The sequence below is a fragment of the Demequina sp. genome (genome assembly GCF_016278775.1).
Classification (GTDB): Bacteria; Actinomycetota; Actinomycetes; order Actinomycetales; family Demequinaceae; genus Demequina.
Window position 1 is genome coordinate 1 of the sequence record NZ_JADQBF010000004.1, and the last position, 16,902, is coordinate 16,902.

Genomic DNA, 16,902 nt, shown 5'->3' on the forward strand with positions numbered 1-16,902 from the left:
CTACGAGGCGCTCGAGCCCTATGCCGACGCCGGCATCGAGGCGCGCTTCGTCTCAAACATCGACCCCACCGACATGGGCCAGAAACTCAAGGGCCTGGACCCCGAGACCACCCTGTTCATCGTCGCCTCCAAGACGTTCACCACGCTTGAGACCCTCACCAACGCGCGCCTGGCCCGCCAGTGGCTGTGGGACACGCTGGGCGCCGCCGGGGTCGCCGTACGGTCGGATGAGGAGAAGGCCGACGCCGTTGCCCACCACTTTGTCGCGGTGTCGACCGCGCTGGACAAGGTCGCGGCTTTCGGCATCGACACCGACAACGCGTTCGGTTTCTGGGACTGGGTGGGCGGCCGCTACTCGGTGGACTCGGCCATCGGCCTGTCGCTGTGCATCGCGCTGGGCCCTGACGTGTTCCGCGAGCTGCTAGACGGCTTCCATTCGGTGGACGAGCACGTGCGCACCACTCCCCTGGCCCAGAACGTGCCGGTCCTCATGGGCCTGCTCAACGTCTGGTACGTCAACTTCTTGGGCTCGCAGTCGCACGCCGTGCTGCCCTACGCGCAGCAGCTGCACCGCTTCCCCGCGTACCTGCAGCAGCTCACCATGGAGTCCAATGGCAAGTCGGTGCGCTGGGACGGCACGCCCGTCACGTGCGACACCGGGGAGATCTTCTGGGGCGAGCCAGGCACCAACGGCCAGCACGCGTTCTACCAGCTGATCCACCAGGGCACTCGCCTCATCCCGGCGGACTTCATCGCGGTGGCCAACCCCGCCTACCCGCTGTCCGATGGTGACCAGGACGTGCACAACCTGTTCCTGGCCAACTACCTGGCGCAGACCAAGGCGCTGGCGTTCGGCAAGACGGCCGACGAGGTTCGCGCCGAGGGCACGACCGGCGCCCTGGTGGCCGCGCGCACGTTCGCGGGCAACCGGCCCACCACCTCGATCTTCGCGCCCGCTCTGACACCTGCCGTGGTCGGTCAGCTGATCGCGCTGTACGAGCACATCACGTTCACGCAGGGCATCGTGTGGGGCCTCAACTCCTTTGACCAGTGGGGCGTGGAACTGGGCAAGCAGCTGGCCCTGCAGATCGCTCCCGCCGTGGAGGGCGACTCTGAGGCATTGGCTGCCCAGGATGCGTCCACGCAAGCGCTGATCGCGTACTACAAGGCGAACCGCACCTAGGTTTCAGCGGCCGACGCTGGCGCTGGGTCTTGCTACCCGGTCGCCTTGGGGGTGCGCCACTCAGCGCCCGGCGGAACGTACGCGTCGAACCCGGCCCCTTCGTCGGCCGTGGGGCGCTCGTAGCCCTCGGGCGCGAACTCGGTGACGATGGTGACCAACTGCTCCGCCCCGTCACCGCCGCGCGACCGCAAGCGCCGCACGCATTCGTCGGGTGGGGCGTCGAGCCAATGCAGTTCCGTGCGGGCACCCGACGCGTCGGCGTAGGAGCGCAGCCGCTCACGTTCCTCACGGGTCCACGAGCCGAACTCGGCCACCACGTCGCGCCCGGCAGCGAGGAGCGGCCCGATGGTCGCCTCGATCTCCGGCTGCACGGCAAAGCGGGCCTCGTAGTCCACGATGCTCACGCCGCGCTCACGCAGGGCCGTGTCCATGTCCACGTGCACCGCGCCGGTGGCGGCCATGATCGCTGCGGCCCTAACGGACTTGCCCGCGCCAGGCAGGCCGGTGAGGACGTAGAGCGTCGGCATGGGGCGAGTGTATCGAGGCCCCCGCGCCCAAGGGCGGCTCGCGTCTGCGGTAGTTGCTGCTGCTGTTGCTGGGAGGGCTGTGGGCGGGTGTGCGCGCCGTCAGGCGTAGCAGAATCGTGGGAAGCGTGCCAGCCTGAACGGATGCGACCCCTGCGGTATTCGATCAACGTCTCGCTCGACGGCTGCGTCGACCACATGGCTGGGAACCCTGATGAGGAGACGCACCACCACGCGGCGCAAACCATCGCCAGCGCCGACGCCATTATCCTCGGCTGCACCACCTACGAGTTGATGGAGTTCTGGCGCACAGCGGAAGACCTGCCGCCGTGGATGCGGCCCTTTCAAGAGACGATGAACGCAGCCAAGAAGTACCTGGTGTCGAGCACACGCGAACCCGATGGGTGGAACACCGAAGCGCTGACCGGCGACCCCGTCGAGGCCGTCAGGCGGCTCAAGGAGCAACCGGGCGGCGCGCTGTACGTGGGCGGTGTGACACTACCCCGTGCCCTGGCCGATGCCGGGCTCATCGATGAGTACGAGTTTGTCGTCTACCCGACGCTCGTAGGCCACGGGCCTTGGCTGTTCGAAGGCCTGGCGGAACCTCTCAACCTGCGGCATGTGGGAACCACCGAGTTCGCCTCGGGGGCCCGCGCCGAGCGCTACGTGCCAGTGATCAAGAACTCGGGATCGCATTCTGTTTGACCTGGAGCGCGCTCGAAGGTGTTTCCTGCCTGTATGAACACCACTCACAAGGGACAGATCGCGCTGGGCGCAATGTACTTCGGCACTCGGCAGGACCGCGACGAGTCGTTCGCGATCCTCGACCGCTTCGTGGAGCTCGGCGGACGCTGGCTCGACACCGCAGACAACTACAGCTTCTGGGAGTCCGAGACGGGTCGCGGCGGCGCGAGCGAGCGCATGCTGGGCGAGTGGTTCGCCGCGAACCCCGGCATCCGCGAGCAGGTATGGGTCTCGACCAAGCTGGGCGCCGAGCCGCTGGTCGCAGGCAAGTGGCCCGAGTCGATGGAGGGCCTGTCCCCTGCCGCGATCGAGGCCGCGCTGGGCGGGTCGCTGGACCGGCTGGGCACCGATCACGTGGAACTGCTGTGGGCTCACGTCGAGGACCGCACGGTACCGCTCGAGGACCAGGTGGCCGCGATGGGCGCCACGGTCGCCGATGGTCGGGTCCGGCAGTTGGGTGCCTCCAACCACGCCCTCTGGCGCCTAGAGCGGGCGCGAGCCACGGCGTCGGCGACGGGCGTGGAGCCGTACTCCGCAATCCAACTGCGCCACACCTACCTGCAACCCATCCCGTTTGCCGAGTTGCCCGACGGCGGGCACGTGGTCGCCACGCCCGATGCCTTGGACTACGCGCGCACCGAGGACCTAGCGTTCTGGGCGTACAACACCCTGCTCGCGGGCTCGTACGCACGGCCGGACCGCCCGCTCCAGGCCCCCTATCTGCACGCCGACACCGAGCGTCGGCTGGCGGCGCTCGACCGGGTCGCGACGTCCACGGGTGCGACGCGCAACCAGGTGGTGCTCGCGTGGCTGATGGGCGGCTCCCCCGCCGTGACGCCGATCGTCGGGGTCTCGTCGGTCGCGCAACTCGAGGAGGTCATGGCCGCGCGTGAACTGACCCTGGACGCCGATGCTCTGGCCGTGCTGAACTCGGTGTCATGACGGTGACATAGGGCATCAGCATCGGCGAGGCGGCGACCGCCACCGGGCTGAGCGAGGACACGCTGCGTTACTACGAGCGCGAGGGCCTGGTGGGGCCCATCGATCGCGACGCGTCCGGCCACCGGAGCTACGGCGACAACGACGTGGCGTGGATCGGCGTGGTCACGTGCCTGCGGGACGCGGGCTGGGTATCGCGGACCTGCGCCGGTTCACTCACTTGCTGAGGGCCGACGGTGAGGCTGGTGAGCGCGTGGAGTTTCTGACCGGGCGGCGCGATGAGTTGGTCCGGCAGGCCGGTGCGCTGGCTGCCGCGATCAAAGTGCTTGACGACAAGATTGCGTACTACGGGAGTCGCTAGGAGCGGGCACCACTGCGCCCGTTGTCGCTCCTGCATGCGGCCGATGCTGGGGCTAGGTCTTGCGGTCAGGTCGCCTTGGGTGTGCGCCAAGAAGTCGCTCCCTCACGGCGGTCAGGCTTGATCCCCTCGGAAGCGCCTTCTCGGCGCACTGCGGGTTAGGTGGGGACACGAAGGTCGGGTTGGCCGGGTGCGGTGGCCCCGAGTGGTTACCAGCGCGATAATCCATCGCGTTGAGAGGCAACGGGCCGGGTCGGGCGGGTTGGTCTCTACGGCGGGAAGCGGATTGCACACGTTCTGCCTCAAGGGCACCAAACGCTAGTAAGCCCTCTGACGGCAGGAATCCCCAAGTGGGTGTGATGTGATGCCAAGATGAATGCCGTGGACACCACTGCAATCCGTGCGGCATTCGAGGACGTTTTCGATCAGGCGCTTGTTTTTCACGCGTTCTCTGACTACATGCGCGACTACGACCTGTTCATCTACGCGACGGCTGACCCGAGCACCGGGATTCAACCTGATCACTTGCGCTATCGGTTCACCCACTGTGTGAGAGCCGATATCCACACTGCTGTCTCCGAAGAGACCTGGGCACGCTCACTCGACGAGCGACTGGTCACCTGCGACGAGGGCGTCAACCTGGATGGGTACGTCTGGGGCGTAGCGTGGCAAGTGCTCTACCCCGGGATTTCGCTCGTCGAGCGATCACCGGAGACTGCGCGTTGGTCGGCTGCGCTGGGCATCCCGTTCCACCACGCTGAGGTCCGCACAAACGGGCACAATCTCGACCTGGTCTTCTCAGATTTGCGTGTGGACAGATTGGGACCGGGCTTCTCGCCATTCGCAGTCCCCGAGGGTGGGCCAGATTTCAAGATCCCCCTGAGTTAGTCGCTAAGTGTTACCCATGTCGGCGCGGCTTGTTGACTTGAATATGCAAGAGAACTCGTGGGCATTTCGGGGCCGCCGCCGGTGCGTCCTCGCAGGCCTTCTAGGTGTCGCTCGCGGCTGGTACGGGCAGCGCCCGACTTCCGCCGCGCACCCCAAGTCGGCCTTGTCTCAGGAGGCCTTGCGCCTGGGTGGTTTGGCGACAGGCGGGTAAGGGCGTGCCAATGTGCACCAGACGGGGTGGATTGACGGCAGGCCGCGTTGCCTGAGTGCGTGGCCGCTTCGGGCGCCCACGGTGCCCTCGTGCACTACGGGTGCCTAGCGACAGTGAGCCATTCGCGCCCATTCCAACCCACGTGCACCGCACCTACAGGATCGAGGGTGATATCCGGATCGTCGGACTGAATCAGGAACAGAAACCTGCGCCCGAAACTCATAGCGACCCGTGCCTGCCCGGTGACGATTTCGAGGACCGTGTGGGCAGTCGCGCGGTCGTCACGCACGAACCTGTCGAAGCCCGTCAGCGCGAGCACCAGTCCCGTAGCTGACGGAGAGCTCCCGTAATCACCGACCGCGACGTCGCTCATGCAGTCATTCAGGGCATCGAGATTCCTTCCATAGTAGGAAGGGAAGTTGAGCGCCCGCGACACGTCGTCGTGCATCCGACTGGCGTCGCCCCAATCAGACACCGGAAGTGTTACCACGTCATAGCCGTGGGCGCTCAGCCACTCCGTTGACTCCTGCAGGACCTCGAGGCTCCAGAACAGCACGGGGCCGCCCGAGAGTCGATAGTCGAGCGGATGGGTAGTGAGCGCTTCCAGGTCAAATGCCGCCATACATCTCATTATGGCCACTGCCTGGGGCCGAACCGGACTACCACGGTGCAACTGGCGAGCAGTGGTGTTACCTACCTCTGTCCCCTCTCTAGAGATCGACGCTCCCAGCCACCATCACCAATTCACGCCTACGGAACCACAGCTCGCGTTCAGCCTCAGTCGACCTTTGACCTGAGAGACTGACAGTCATGACCAGCCTTCACGACCCCGCCTTACGCGGCTTTGCCTCCGACAACTACTCCGGCATCCACCCGGACGTGCTCGCGGCGATCGCCGCCGCCAACGGAGGCCACCAAAGCGCGTACGGCGGCGATGCCTACACCGCGCGCCTGGCCGAGGTGATGGTCCACCACTTCGGCGAGGGCGTCGAGGTTTATCCGATGTTCAACGGCACCGGCGCGAACGTTGTCGCCCTGCAGTCGATGTTGCCGCGTTGGGGTGCAGTGGTCACGGCCACCACCGCTCACATCAACGCCGACGAGGGCGGCGCTCCCGAGCAGGTGGCTGGCATCAAGCTGCTGACCGTTGAGACGGACAACGGCAAACTCACCCCCGAACTCATCGACCGCGAAGCCTGGGGGTGGGGCAACGAGCATCGCGCGCAGCCGCTAGTCGTGTCGATCACGCAATCGACCGAACTCGGCACCGTCTATGCCGCCGGCGAGATCGCGGCAATCGCCGACCACGCCCACCGCCTGGGGATGCGCGTCCACATGGACGGTGCGCGCATCTCCAACGCCGCGGCGTCGCTGGGCGTGCCGCTTCGCGCCTTCACGCGCGACGCGGGCGTGGATGTGCTGAGCTACGGCGGCACCAAGAACGGTGCGATGCTCGGCGAGGCCATCGTGGTGCTCAACCCCGAGGCATCGGAGGGCCTGAAGTACCTGCGAAAGTCGCACATGCAACTGGCCTCAAAGATGCGCTTTGTCTCCGCCCAGTTGCTCGCCCTGCTCGACGGCGATCTGTGGCTGCGCAACGCCACGCACTCCAACGCGATGGCCCAGCGCTTGCGCGCCGGCATCGAAGCGGGGCTTGCGGACGGTTCCATCAAAGGTGTCACCCTCACCCAGCCGACGCAGGCCAACGGCGTCTTCGCCACCCTGCCCGACGGCGTGGCGGATCGCCTGCGCGCCGTGTTCGCGTTCTACGACTGGGATGCCGCCAAGAACGAGGTGCGCTGGATGTGCAGCTTCGACACCTCAGAGGACGACATCGACGCGTTCGTCGCCGCCACAGCGCGCGAGACTTCGGCCGCGTAGCCCAGCCGGGCGCGCCGTCTAGGCCCGCTCAGACCCTGTCGAACGTGTTCGGGTTCGGCCCTTGGCGGCCAGCCTCGCCCTTGTCGAGCGCGTCGATGCGTGCCACTTGATCGTCCGTCAGCTCGAAGTCGAAGACGGCCAAGTTCTCGATCATGCGCTCGCGGTGGTTGGACTTGGGGAAGACGATGTCGCCGCGCTGAATGTGCCAGCGCAACACCACTTGCGACGGCGCGCGGTTGATCTCGGCGGCGATGTCACGCACCACCGGGTCTCCCAGCGCCTCGCCCTTCGCAAGCGGGCCCCACGCCTCGACCGCGATGCCGTGTGAGCGGGACGCACGCCTGGCGTCGTCGTTGTGGAAGTACGGGTGCGCCTCGATCTGGTTCACGGCTGGCGAGATGCCGGTCGCGTCGATGATCCGCGTCAGGTGCTCCGGCTCAAAGTTGGACACCCCTGCGGACGTCAGCCTGCCGTCCTCGATCAACTCGAGCATCACCTTCCATGTCGATACAAAGTCGCCGTTGTAGCGCGTGGGCAGGGGCCAGTGGATGAGGAACAGGTCAAGCCTGTCGAGGCGCAGCTTGGTGAGCGTCTCGTCGAAGGACCGCAGCGCGTCGTCGCGAGCGTGCATGCTGTTGGTGAGCTTGCTGGTGACGTAGACCTCCTCGCGCGCGAGCCCTGAATTCGCGATCGCCTCCCCCACCTCCTCCTCGTTGCCGTAACCCTGCGCCGTGTCGATGTGCCGGAAGCCGACGTCGAGCGCGGTGCCCACCGTCTCGACCGCATCGTCCGCAAAAACCTGGAACGTCCCGAAGCCGAGTTGCGGAATGATCGTGCCGTTGTTGAGTGTGATCGTCGGAGTCGTCATATGGACCACATTACGGGCTGGCCCGAGGGTCGGCAGAGAATTGTTGGCTAGTGCGCGTCCTACCCGCCCGCACCGGCCCTGAGCGCCTCGACCAGCTGAGCCGTAGTCGGCGCACCACCCAAGCCTTCCGGCGTGGAGTAGACCCGACACACGAGCCCGACGCCCGCATCGGGCTGCCAGAAGAGGTCGCGACCATCCACTATCACCGACGGCGAGCCGCGGAAGCCAAGCCGTTCCGCTTGCTCCTGCGTAGTCACCTCGACGAGTTCCACAACATCAACGGCGCCCACCGCGACGAGCGCGTCCCGCAGGCGCGCCTGTGCCACCTGCCAGTTAGGACAGCCGTCGAAGTACAGGAGTTGAACGTGCACGCTCCTATTGTGCGGCGAGACGGCTGAATCAGCGCGCGAGCGCCCCCAGCGCCACCCCCACCATCGCGGCAAACGTGGTCTCGCGTTCCTCTGAGGGCAGCGAGTCGCCCCGCACCACGTGGTCGGAGATCGTCGCAACCATGAGCGCCTCGACCCCCTCGGCCGCCGCCACCGCATAGAGTCCAGCGGCCTCCATCTCGACCGCGAGTGTCCCGTAGGCCGCAAGGCGCGGCACGAGCGTCGCGTCGGGGTGGTAGAAGGCGTCCGACGTCAAGACGGGGCCGACGCGCAAAGTCACCCCGGCGTCGTCCGCGTAGTCGGCGGCCGCGCGCAGCAGCGCGAACGACGGCGCGTGCGAGTAGTGCACGCCCGGCAGGCGATGCGCTGTCATGTCAGAGTCGGTATGCGCGGCCGACGCTGCCACGACGTCTCCCAGCGCCAGGTCCGGATGGATTCCGCCTGCGGTGCCGACGCGCACGAGGCGCTTGACGCCATAGTGGCGAATCAGCTCGGTCGCGTAGATGGTCGCGGACGGCATTCCCATGCCGGTCGCCATCACGGACATCGGCCGCCCCTTGTGGGTGCCGGTATAGCCGACGATGCCGCGCACCTCGGTGACCAGGCGGGCATCGTCAAGGAAGGTCTCCGCAATGCGGGTGGCGCGGCGGGGATCGCCGGGAAGCAGGATGTCGGGCGCGAAGTCGCCCTCGGCGGCAGAAATGTGTGGCGTAGGCATGGCACCGAGCCTAGTGCCGCGGCCTCACGCTGGCGTGGGCACCTACGATCGACAAGAACAGGAGGGGGACGACGTGCATGGAACGTGGGGTTTGAGCGTCACGCGCGTGCTGGTCACGGTCGCAGCGGCGGGCTTCCTGGCGCTGCTGCCCACGGGCGCCACGGCCCTGAAGATCGCGTCGGCCGACGGGCACACACCCCTCGTCTGCGACATCTACGCGGAGGGTCCCGATGCGGAAGCGCTTGACGGAAGGATTCCCGAGGAGGCGTTCCAGAACATCGACGCCGACGCCCGGCCGTTGCTGGGACAGGTGGACTGCACGTGGCGCGAGGCCGAAGGCGGCGTCTACTGGGAGCACACCGTTCACGCGCTGCACCCCGTCGCCGTCGCAGGAAGCTACGGACTCGCGCTGGTGATTGTCGCGGCGTCGTGGCTGACGCGACCGAGGCCATGGGCTCCGTCGTGACAGGACAATTGCAGTCGATCACGGCCTTTGGGACGATGGCGGCATGAACGACGCCGTCTCTGCCATTCTTCTCACCGCGGCGCTCGCGTCCGCCGGGTTCTACATGTTGTACGTCGTGGTGCGCCGCGCCGTTCGCGATGGCATACAGGACGCCTCCACCGGGCCCGGACCCACTGGCGACGAGGCAACGTAGCCATCGACCTCATCATCTGACTGAAGGCGTCCCGACACCAAGGCTTGACTGCCTCTCGATCGTCGACGTTGTGGAAAGGGGAGATCGACATGGCCACGAAGACTCAACTGAGGGCTTTCGGTATCGCGGGAGCGGCAGCGCTCGGTCTGGCGGGGTGCGCCACGTCTGGTTCGGACGACGCGCAGCGAACCATCGCGACCGACGGCGCTTACGTCGAGATTGACGGTCCATGGGAGCCGGACTTTGCCACGACCGTCGCCGCGTCGGACGTGACGGTGGTGATGGAGCCCGTCAGCGTCGGCGAACCCGTGCTGGACTACGGAACCGAGCCAGAGACGGGCGAGATCATCGAGGACGAGGGTGCCCAGGGCCTCCCCGTGACGATCAACACCTTCCGTGTGACCGACGTGGTCGACGGCGAGGCGCTGGAGCCGGGCGATGAGATCGTGGTGGTGCTCACCGCGTGGGACTACGGCGCACTCAGCGAGGCGGGGCTGAGCGGTCTCACAGACGAGACCGTGCTGTTGGCCGCGCTCACGCACGAAGACGCTGGCGGAACCTACCTTCTCGACGGCGACTACTACACCCCCACCGGGATGTTCAACGGAGTCATCGAGATCAGCGGTGATGCGCTAGTGCCGTGGGACTCCAAGCTAGCGACCATCGCAGGTACACCCGTTGACGAGCTGTCCACGTCACAGGCGGTGGACCTGCTGCGATCGGGGGCTGGCTCCGAGTAGTGCCGTCGGGAACAGGGGCCGTCGGGAACAGGGCGCCGCCCCGCCGTGTTGGAGCAATCAGTACTCCACTTCACCGCTCAACGACGAGGGACCCCATGGACACCGCTCTTGCCAAGCTCCGCCCGTTCAACCTGGTAGCAGGGCTGCTTCACCTCGCGTCGTTCGTCGCGATCCTGTTGCTCGCAAACGACGCCTCGCTGCCAGTGCGCGCCACATACCTCAACGGCCCGCCAGGTTCGGATGCGTTCGGCGAACCCGTGTCGCTGTTCTCCATCAACATCGCTCACGCGGTCGCTGGCTTCCTGGTGATCTCCGCGCTGTTCCACTTCCTGGTGATCTCCCCCGCTTTCTTCCCGCGCTACACGGCGGGGCTACGGGAGAACCGCAACACGTTCAGGTGGGTGGAGTACTCGCTCTCCTCGTCCATCATGATCGTGCTGATTCTGCAGCTCAACGGCATCTCGGAGTTCGCCGCGCTCGCCGGGCTGTTCACCGTCAACGCCAGCATGATCCTGTTCGGCTGGCTCCAGGAGCGCTACACCACCCCCGGCGACGGCGACCTGTTGCCCTTCATCTTCGGCTCCATGGTCGGCATCGTCCCGTGGCTCATCATCGCCATCAACCTGATCGGGCCAGGCAACACGAGCGACGCCGCGGCGCCCGGCTTTGTGTACGGCATCATCGTGTCGCTGTTCGTGTTCTTCAACGCGTTCGCCGTGGTGCAGTGGCTGCAGTACCGAGCCAAGGGCAAGTGGGCCGACTACCTGCGCGGGGAGCGCACCTACATCGTGCTCAGCCTGGTCGCCAAGTCGGCGCTCGCATGGCAGGTCTTCGCGGGGGCGCTCGCCACTTAGCGGGCAGCGCGCCGCAGGGCCTCTTCGAACGTCTGGACCGGCTGCGCGCCGGAGACGGCGAACGTGCGGTCGAACACGAAGAACGGCACGCCAGTCGCGCCCAGCGCGGCCGCCTCGTTGATGTCAGCCTGGACCGCGTCGTCGTACTGGTTGGTCACGAGCATGGCCCGCACCTCGTCGGCGTTAAGGCCAACCTCGGCGGCGAAGCCAGCCAGCGCGTCGGCGTCGTCCACGATGGCTCCCTCGGTGAACTGCGCCCTCATGAGGCGGTCCTTCATCTGGTTGCCGAGCCCGCGCTCCTGTGCGAAGTGGATGACGCGGTGGGCATCACGCGTGTTCGCCTGGATGTAGAGGTCAAAGCGATACTCGAGACCCTCCGCGGCGCCCAGGTCGATGAGCCGCTGGTTCATCTGCTGAATCTGCTCCGGCGGGGCGTTGAACTTCTTGCCAAGCGCCTCGGCGTGAGGCGTGTGCTGGCCGTGCGGGATCGTGGGGTCCAGTTGGAAACTGTGCCACGTGACGGCCACATCCTCGCCGGACGCCGCTATCGCAGTCTCCAAGCGGTGCTTTCCCAGGTAGCACCACGGGCACGCCACATCCGACCAGACGTCGACGGAAATCACGGGGCTCCTCGCGCTGACGGACCGAAAAGAGTGGAGGTCCGCCGGGGACATGGCGCACCTTCTGCCAGCCTCAACCGTGGTGCGGGGCGGGGTATTCCCGCCAGGCACCTCTTACACTCTGAGAATGGACCGTTCGCAGACGCCCATCGCGCCCTTCACCCCTCCGGTCGACGCCGACGCCGTTGCCGACCTGCGCTCCCGGCTTGCCGCGACCAGGTGGCCAGACGTCCCCGCCGGCATCGGTTGGGATGCAGGCGCAGACGTCACATATCTGCGCGAACTCGCCGACTACTGGCTCCACGAGTTCGACTGGCGCGCCGCGCTTGAGCGCTTCACCCGCTTTCCCCAACTTCGCGTCGAGTTGGAGGGGCTGGGGATCCACGCGATCCACGCGCGCGGTGTGACCGAGGGCGAGGCGGCTCCCGCGCCGATGCCCCTGCTCCTCAACCACGGCTGGCCGGACTCGTCGTGGCGCTACACCAAAGTCATCCCCCTGCTGACGGACCCTGGCGCGCACGGCGCGGACCCCGCCGACGCCTTCGACGTCGTGGTCCCCGAGATGCCTGGATATGGGTGGTCGGACGTGCCGGAGGACGGCCCGCTCAACTCGATCGAGGTCGCTGGGCTGTGGGCGCGGCTCATGACTGCCTTGGGGTATCAGGAGTTCGCCACCGCAGGCGGGGACATCGGCAGCCACGTGAGCCGCTACCTCAGCCTCGACTTCCCCGAGCGCGTGATCGCGTCGCATCGCACGGACGCCGGAATGCCCCGTTACTGGGGAGATGTCGCCGACCTCACGCAGGAAGAGCGCGACTGGCTCGCCGACGGGGCGGCTTGGTTCGCCGCCGAGGGCGCCTACGCGAACATGCACCGCACCAAGCCGCAAACCATCGCCGCCGCGCTCACCGACTCACCCATGGGCCTGGCCGCGTGGATCGTGGAGAAACTGCGCTCGTGGAGCGACTGTCACGGCAACATCGAGTCGGTGTACACCAAGGACGAGATCCTCACCCTGGTGACTCAGTACTGGATGACGGGCACCATCGGCTCGTCGATGCGGATGTATCGGGCCAACGCCGCGATCGACCCTGCTCAGCTGTCTCGCCGAGTCGAGATACCGTCGGGCTTCTCGCTGTTCCCCGCTGACATCGCCACGCCCCCGCGCGCGTGGCTGGACCGCACGGCGAACACCACATGGGCGTCCTACCCTGAACGGGGCGGCCACTTCGCTCCGTTCGAGCAGCCCGAGATCTACGCCCAGGAGCTACGCGAGTTCTTCAAGCCGTACCGCTAGCGAATGAGGCCGATGGCGTCGGGCGACACCTACTGGTCGAACTGCTCCTTGTACGCGGCACGCAGCCTCACCAGCGCGATGCCACGCAACTGGTCGGCAGTCTCGGCAAGCTCGGCCACGTCGTCGTGCGTCAGGCGCCGTTCGAGTTCCGCCACAATCTCTTCGCTCGCGCGCCCCGCAGCATTGATCACGAAGACGCGCCCAAAGCGCTCTTGGTAAGCGACTGCTCCAGCTGCCATGCGGCGAGCCAAGCCAGCGTCGTCCGCCCCACCGTCGGCCGCTTGCTCGCCGATGGGCGGGTGGGCGGCGAGCGCCTCGTCAATCTCGGCGGTGGTGAGCGGAGTGGCCGCTGCCACTGCCGTGCGCTCGAGCTCAAGCATGGTGCCGTAGGACTGCCCGGACAGGTCCTCTGCCCAGCGCTCAATGCGCAAGCATTCGAGCAGTTCCTCGTGGCGTGGTGTGACGGTCATATGCCCTCCCTAGACAGACCAGTATGACGGCTGTCGGCCGGTCGGGACGAACCGCTACTCGACGGAGTTCAGCGTGAGGGTGCTGAGTTTGCGCACGCCCAAGTATACGGCGCCGACGGTGGTGAGCGTGAGCATGATGAGCCCGGTGGTCATGCCCACCTCCGAGGCGAACGCCCACTCATCGGCCTGCCTTGAGCCGAGCAGTCTCTCGCCCACCGACAGCGCCCATTGGCGCACGCTGACCGCGCGAATACCAGGCACGTAGCCGCCCAGCACGGTCTCCCACAGCAGCGCATACAGCAGACCGAACACCACGGCGTTGCGGGTGACGATGCCGAGCGTGACAAAGATCGCGGTGTAGACGATCGCGGCGAGTATGGCGGAGAGGCCATACGCGAGCGACAGTTCGCCGCCCTCGTCCCCCGCGATGGCCACCCCTGCCATGGTGGGAAGCACGGCGAACACGAACACGGCAGCGAAGCCCACAGCCAGCTTCGAGAACAGGATCACCCTGCGCTTGAGCGGCTTGGCGAGCATGTACACGATCGAGCCGTCGTCAATCTCCGCGCCGATCACGCCGGTAGCGACCAGCAGGCACATGAGCGGCAACAGGGTGCCCATCGAGAAGTTGTTGGCCAGGATGCTCGAGGCCTCCGGCGAGGCGTCGGACGCCCACCGCGTGAGCCCAGCAAGCCCGAGCAACAGCAACGGCAGGATCACCAGGAGCAGCGCCCTGCGCCTGCCCAGCAGGCCGCGAGCGGTGAGTTTCATGACGGTGACGTTCATCGTGATAGCCCCAATCCGTGCGCGGTCATCGCGCTACCAAGTACGCGAACACGCTTTCGAGCGACTCGTCCGCTGGCGTGACCTCGAGCAGACGCACGTCGCCATCACGGGCGAGCCTTGGCAGCGCCTGGACAAACCTTCCGAAGTCGGAGGCCTGCACCGCGAGCGCCCCTGAGGACACATCGACACTGTCGGCAGAGCCGTCCGCGATGATGGCGGCCGCGAGCCCGCGGTCGTCGCTCGATCGGATCGTGTACTGGTGCGGACGCTGAGTCATGAGCTTGCGGATGCGTCGGAAGTCCCCTGACGCCGCGTGCCTGCCAGCCACCACCACCTCGATGGTGCCAGCGATCTGCTCCACCTCTTCAAGGATGTGACTGCTGAACAGCACGGTGCGACCCTGAGTCGCGAGCGACTGCAGCAGCTCCATGAGGTGCATGCGTTGGCGCGGGTCCATACCGTTGAAGGGCTCGTCGAGCAGCAGCACCTTGGGGTCGTGAACCAGAGAGGTCGCCATCTTGATGCGTTGCTTCATGCCCTTGGAGTAGCCGGAGATGTCGCGATCCTTCGCGTCCATCATGTCCACCTGCTCCACGGCGGCGCGGGCCGCGCCCACAGGGTCCGCGAGTCCGTGCAGCCTTGCGTTGGCGAGCACAAACTCCCACCCAGTGACCATGTCGTACATCGCCTCCGTCTCCGGCACCAGGCCGATGGAGCGGTACGCCTCGGTGTTGCGCCAGACGGGCTCGCCGTCAAGCGTGACGGTGCCAGACGACGGCGGCAGGAAGCCGCCCATCATCGAGATGAGCGTCGACTTGCCAGCGCCGTTGGGCCCCAAGAGGCCGGTGACGCCTGGGCCCACGGTCATGGTGACGTCGTTGACGGCCACCACATCCCCGTACCAGCGCGAGACGCCCGTCAGTTGGAGCGTGCTCATGCCACACCGACCTTCCTGTAGCGGCGCATCAACAGGCCGATGCCTCCGGCGACCACGACGATGACGGCGGCGGTGAACGCCACGCCTCCCGTGAAGCCGAGAGTGACCTCCCGACCGAAGGCGGAGTCGACCCCGAACCACAGCACCGCGATCCCGTCCACAAGGCCGTACGGGTCGAGGGCGCCAACATAGTTGCCCAGGGTCTCGTTGCCGTTGTAGATCAGCAATTCCGAGGCGACGGCTGCGACGCCTGCGACCACGGCCAACACGGTGATGATCGCCGCCACGCCAAGTCCCCTCCGGGGAGTGGCCGCCGCGATGACGAGACCAATCGACGTCAACACGAGCGCGTATAGCACCGACACCGCGAGACCCTGCAGGTACCCGGTGATTTGCGCTCCCACTGCCAACTTGGCCAGCAGCGCGCCCACAAAGAGCAGCGTCTCGGCTGCGGCCAGAATCGCGAACAGGGCAAGCGCCAGGCCCGCGAACTTGGCGAACACGTAATCGTTGCGACGCATCGGCCGCGACAGGTACAGCGGCATCACTCCGTGGCGCAAGTCGCGTGACACGCAATACGGCGCTCGGCTGGCGACGAAGAGGGACACGATCAACGACAAGGCTTGCGGGTACGCGGTGTACGACAACGGGAGTTCGTCGAGGCCAAGAAGCACCGCGATGAGGGCAAAAATCAGCGGTGGAGCGAACAGGATCCCGACGAGCACCCACGGCATGATCTTGGCCTTCGCTGGGCGTCCGAGGCCGAAGACGCCCCTGAACGTCTCGACCAGCAGGGACCGCACGATCCAGCCGCGGCCGAGGCGCTCACCGTCGTAGTGGCGGAAGCCGATGTCGTGAATCACGCCGTGCGACTGCGCGGCGGCGGGAGCGGCGTCTGGCACCGCAGAGTTCTCAGCCATGGAGCGCCTCCTGCTGGGTGGCAAACATCTCGGATAGGTGGTGACGTCCGTGCTGCATGCGGATCAGCCCGACCTCGAGGTCGACCACCACGCCTCGCACGTCGTCGAGCACTCGCTCGTCGTTGATAGCGACCGCGAAACTGTTGGGCTGGGCGCCGGTCGTCACGGTGGCGCCCATGGCCTGCAGCCTGTCGACCGCCTCTGGCCCGCGGTCGGTCACCTCGACCAGCACCACGCCGCTGAAGTCCGTCGCGGCGGCTGTGGAGGTGGAGTGCTGGAGCACGCCGCCCTCGATCGACACGATGTGGTCGGATATCCGCTCCAACTCGCCAAGCAGGTGAGAGGTCACCACCACGGAGATGTTGAAGTCGGCGCTGACGCGCCTGATGAGTTCGAGCATGTCATCACGGCCAGCGGGGTCGAGCCCGTTGGTCGGCTCATCGAGCAACACCAGTTTGGGATCGTGCACGAGCGCCTGAGCCAGCTTCACGCGCTGGCGCATGCCGGTCGAGTAGCCGCCGATGGGACGGTAGCGCTCCTCGTAGAGCCCCACGTGCCTGAGAGTGTCCGCGGTGCGCTCGCGCGCCACGCTTGTGGGCAGACCGGACATGCGCGCCATGTGGACGATGAACTCGGTGGCCGAGACATCGGGCGGCAGGCACTCGCTTTCCGGCATGTAGCCGACAATCTCGCGAATCTTGAGTCCGTCGGTGAGGCTGTTCATCCCGAGGATGGTGGCGGACCCTGAGGTGGGCGGCAGCAGCCCCAAGAGAATCTTGATGAGGGTCGACTTGCCGGCACCGTTGGCGCCGACGAGGCCCACCACTCCGGTGGGCATCTCGACGGTGAGCTGCGACAGCGCGGTCACGGGGCCGAAGACCCTCGTGAGGCCTTGCGTGGCGATAGCGGGCATGCA

General features: G+C 66.6%; 23 protein-coding genes. 11 read left to right on the forward strand and 12 right to left on the reverse strand.

The window, feature by feature from the left end; translation table 11 throughout:
* A partial coding sequence (gene pgi / locus QZZ33_RS00245) for a glucose-6-phosphate isomerase (protein WP_291377457.1) occupies window positions 1–1,183 on the forward strand: 1,183 nt, incomplete at its 5' end.
* Between the two features lie 32 nt (window positions 1,184–1,215).
* On the opposite strand, the gene QZZ33_RS00250 is transcribed toward pgi, so the two are convergent.
* Window positions 1,216–1,710 (reverse strand): ATP-binding protein, encoded by a 495-nt coding sequence (locus QZZ33_RS00250; protein WP_291377458.1) that lies wholly within the window; start codon window positions 1,708–1,710, stop codon window positions 1,216–1,218.
* Between the two features lie 141 nt (window positions 1,711–1,851).
* Here QZZ33_RS00250 and QZZ33_RS00255 point away from each other — a divergent pair, with 141 nt between their 5' ends.
* Genes QZZ33_RS00255 through QZZ33_RS12505 form a run of 3 tightly spaced genes read left to right on the forward strand, consistent with a single transcriptional unit; the run spans window position 1,852 to window position 3,617 of the window.
* Window positions 1,852–2,412, forward strand: coding sequence for a dihydrofolate reductase family protein (locus tag QZZ33_RS00255; protein ID WP_291377459.1), 561 nt, complete (start codon window positions 1,852–1,854; stop codon window positions 2,410–2,412).
* 33 nt (window positions 2,413–2,445) lie between these two features.
* Window positions 2,446–3,393: an aldo/keto reductase gene (locus QZZ33_RS00260; RefSeq protein ID WP_291377460.1), complete on the forward strand. Its 948-nt coding sequence runs from the start codon at window positions 2,446–2,448 to the stop codon at window positions 3,391–3,393.
* Between the two features lie 20 nt (window positions 3,394–3,413).
* On the forward strand, window positions 3,414–3,617 hold the full coding sequence (locus tag QZZ33_RS12505) for a MerR family transcriptional regulator (protein WP_366475344.1): 204 nt from the start codon (window positions 3,414–3,416) through the stop codon (window positions 3,615–3,617).
* Here QZZ33_RS12505 and QZZ33_RS00265 read toward each other — a convergent pair.
* Window positions 3,521–3,841 carry a hypothetical protein gene (locus QZZ33_RS00265; RefSeq protein ID WP_291377461.1) on the reverse strand — a complete coding sequence of 107 codons (321 nt, stop codon included), beginning with the start codon at window positions 3,839–3,841 and terminating at the stop codon, window positions 3,521–3,523. The two genes, QZZ33_RS12505 and QZZ33_RS00265, sit on opposite strands and share 97 nt — an antisense overlap.
* Before the next feature lie 288 nt (window positions 3,842–4,129).
* On the opposite strand from QZZ33_RS00265, the gene QZZ33_RS00270 reads away from it, so the two are divergent.
* Window positions 4,130–4,636: a hypothetical protein gene (locus QZZ33_RS00270; RefSeq protein ID WP_291377462.1), complete on the forward strand. Its 507-nt coding sequence runs from the start codon at window positions 4,130–4,132 to the stop codon at window positions 4,634–4,636.
* Between the two features lie 305 nt (window positions 4,637–4,941).
* Here the strand turns inward: QZZ33_RS00270 and QZZ33_RS00275 are convergent, their stop codons facing one another.
* Window positions 4,942–5,469, reverse strand: coding sequence for a barstar family protein (locus QZZ33_RS00275; RefSeq protein ID WP_291377463.1), 528 nt, complete (start codon window positions 5,467–5,469; stop codon window positions 4,942–4,944).
* 188 nt (window positions 5,470–5,657) lie between these two features.
* Between QZZ33_RS00275 and QZZ33_RS00280 the strand changes: the two genes are divergently transcribed.
* Window positions 5,658–6,728 (forward strand): low specificity L-threonine aldolase, encoded by a 1,071-nt coding sequence (locus QZZ33_RS00280; RefSeq protein WP_291377464.1) that lies wholly within the window; start codon window positions 5,658–5,660, stop codon window positions 6,726–6,728.
* Between the two features lie 28 nt (window positions 6,729–6,756).
* Here QZZ33_RS00280 and QZZ33_RS00285 read toward each other — a convergent pair whose 3' ends face one another.
* From QZZ33_RS00285 to deoD, 3 genes are read right to left on the reverse strand one after another with little or no spacing between them, the layout of a single operon-like run.
* Window positions 6,757–7,596, reverse strand: coding sequence for an aldo/keto reductase (locus QZZ33_RS00285; RefSeq protein WP_291377465.1), 840 nt, complete (start codon window positions 7,594–7,596; stop codon window positions 6,757–6,759).
* A gap of 59 nt (window positions 7,597–7,655) precedes the next feature.
* On the reverse strand, window positions 7,656–7,967 hold the full coding sequence (locus tag QZZ33_RS00290; RefSeq protein ID WP_291377466.1) for a thioredoxin family protein: 312 nt from the start codon (window positions 7,965–7,967) through the stop codon (window positions 7,656–7,658).
* Between the two features lie 28 nt (window positions 7,968–7,995).
* The gene (gene deoD / locus QZZ33_RS00295) at window positions 7,996–8,703 is read right to left on the reverse strand and encodes a purine-nucleoside phosphorylase (RefSeq protein ID WP_291377467.1); all 708 of its coding nucleotides are present in this window, start codon (window positions 8,701–8,703) and stop codon (window positions 7,996–7,998) included.
* Between the two features lie 91 nt (window positions 8,704–8,794).
* Between deoD and QZZ33_RS00300 the strand changes: the two genes are divergently transcribed.
* From QZZ33_RS00300 to heR, 4 genes are all read left to right on the forward strand, one after another.
* Entirely contained in the window at window positions 8,795–9,169 is a 375-nt protein-coding gene (locus QZZ33_RS00300) for a hypothetical protein (protein WP_291377468.1), read from the forward strand.
* A 43-nt stretch (window positions 9,170–9,212) separates the two neighbouring features.
* The gene (locus QZZ33_RS00305) at window positions 9,213–9,362 is read left to right on the forward strand and encodes a hypothetical protein (RefSeq protein WP_291377469.1); all 150 of its coding nucleotides are present in this window, start codon (window positions 9,213–9,215) and stop codon (window positions 9,360–9,362) included.
* 89 nt (window positions 9,363–9,451) lie between these two features.
* Window positions 9,452–10,102 (forward strand): hypothetical protein, encoded by a 651-nt coding sequence (locus QZZ33_RS00310; protein WP_291377470.1) that lies wholly within the window; start codon window positions 9,452–9,454, stop codon window positions 10,100–10,102.
* Between the two features lie 95 nt (window positions 10,103–10,197).
* Window positions 10,198–10,956, forward strand: a complete 759-nt coding sequence (gene heR, locus QZZ33_RS00315; RefSeq protein WP_291377471.1) for a heliorhodopsin HeR — start codon at window positions 10,198–10,200, stop codon at window positions 10,954–10,956.
* Here heR and QZZ33_RS00320 read toward each other — a convergent pair.
* Window positions 10,953–11,579 (reverse strand): DsbA family oxidoreductase, encoded by a 627-nt coding sequence (locus QZZ33_RS00320; RefSeq protein ID WP_291377472.1) that lies wholly within the window; start codon window positions 11,577–11,579, stop codon window positions 10,953–10,955. The two genes, heR and QZZ33_RS00320, sit on opposite strands and share 4 nt — an antisense overlap.
* 124 nt (window positions 11,580–11,703) lie before the next feature.
* Here QZZ33_RS00320 and QZZ33_RS00325 point away from each other — a divergent pair, with 124 nt between their 5' ends.
* Window positions 11,704–12,873 carry an epoxide hydrolase family protein gene (locus QZZ33_RS00325; RefSeq protein WP_291377473.1) on the forward strand — a complete coding sequence of 390 codons (1,170 nt, stop codon included), beginning with the start codon at window positions 11,704–11,706 and terminating at the stop codon, window positions 12,871–12,873.
* 29 nt (window positions 12,874–12,902) lie between these two features.
* Here the strand turns inward: QZZ33_RS00325 and QZZ33_RS00330 are convergent, their stop codons facing one another.
* From QZZ33_RS00330 to QZZ33_RS00350, 5 genes are read right to left on the reverse strand one after another with little or no spacing between them, the layout of a single operon-like run.
* A complete protein-coding gene (locus QZZ33_RS00330; RefSeq protein WP_291377474.1) occupies window positions 12,903–13,343 on the reverse strand; it encodes a 2-oxo-4-hydroxy-4-carboxy-5-ureidoimidazoline decarboxylase in 441 nt (146 codons plus the stop codon).
* Between the two features lie 54 nt (window positions 13,344–13,397).
* The gene (locus tag QZZ33_RS00335; protein WP_291377475.1) at window positions 13,398–14,114 is read right to left on the reverse strand and encodes an ABC transporter permease; all 717 of its coding nucleotides are present in this window, start codon (window positions 14,112–14,114) and stop codon (window positions 13,398–13,400) included.
* Between the two features lie 40 nt (window positions 14,115–14,154).
* Window positions 14,155–15,066 (reverse strand): ABC transporter ATP-binding protein, encoded by a 912-nt coding sequence (locus tag QZZ33_RS00340; RefSeq protein ID WP_291377476.1) that lies wholly within the window; start codon window positions 15,064–15,066, stop codon window positions 14,155–14,157.
* Window positions 15,063–15,986: an ABC transporter permease subunit gene (locus QZZ33_RS00345; RefSeq protein WP_291377477.1), complete on the reverse strand. Its 924-nt coding sequence runs from the start codon at window positions 15,984–15,986 to the stop codon at window positions 15,063–15,065. The genes QZZ33_RS00340 and QZZ33_RS00345 overlap by 4 nt, the downstream gene beginning before the upstream one ends.
* Window positions 15,979–16,899: an ABC transporter ATP-binding protein gene (locus QZZ33_RS00350; protein WP_291377478.1), complete on the reverse strand. Its 921-nt coding sequence runs from the start codon at window positions 16,897–16,899 to the stop codon at window positions 15,979–15,981. The genes QZZ33_RS00345 and QZZ33_RS00350 overlap by 8 nt, the downstream gene beginning before the upstream one ends.
* Window positions 16,900–16,902: the final 3 nt, after the last annotated feature.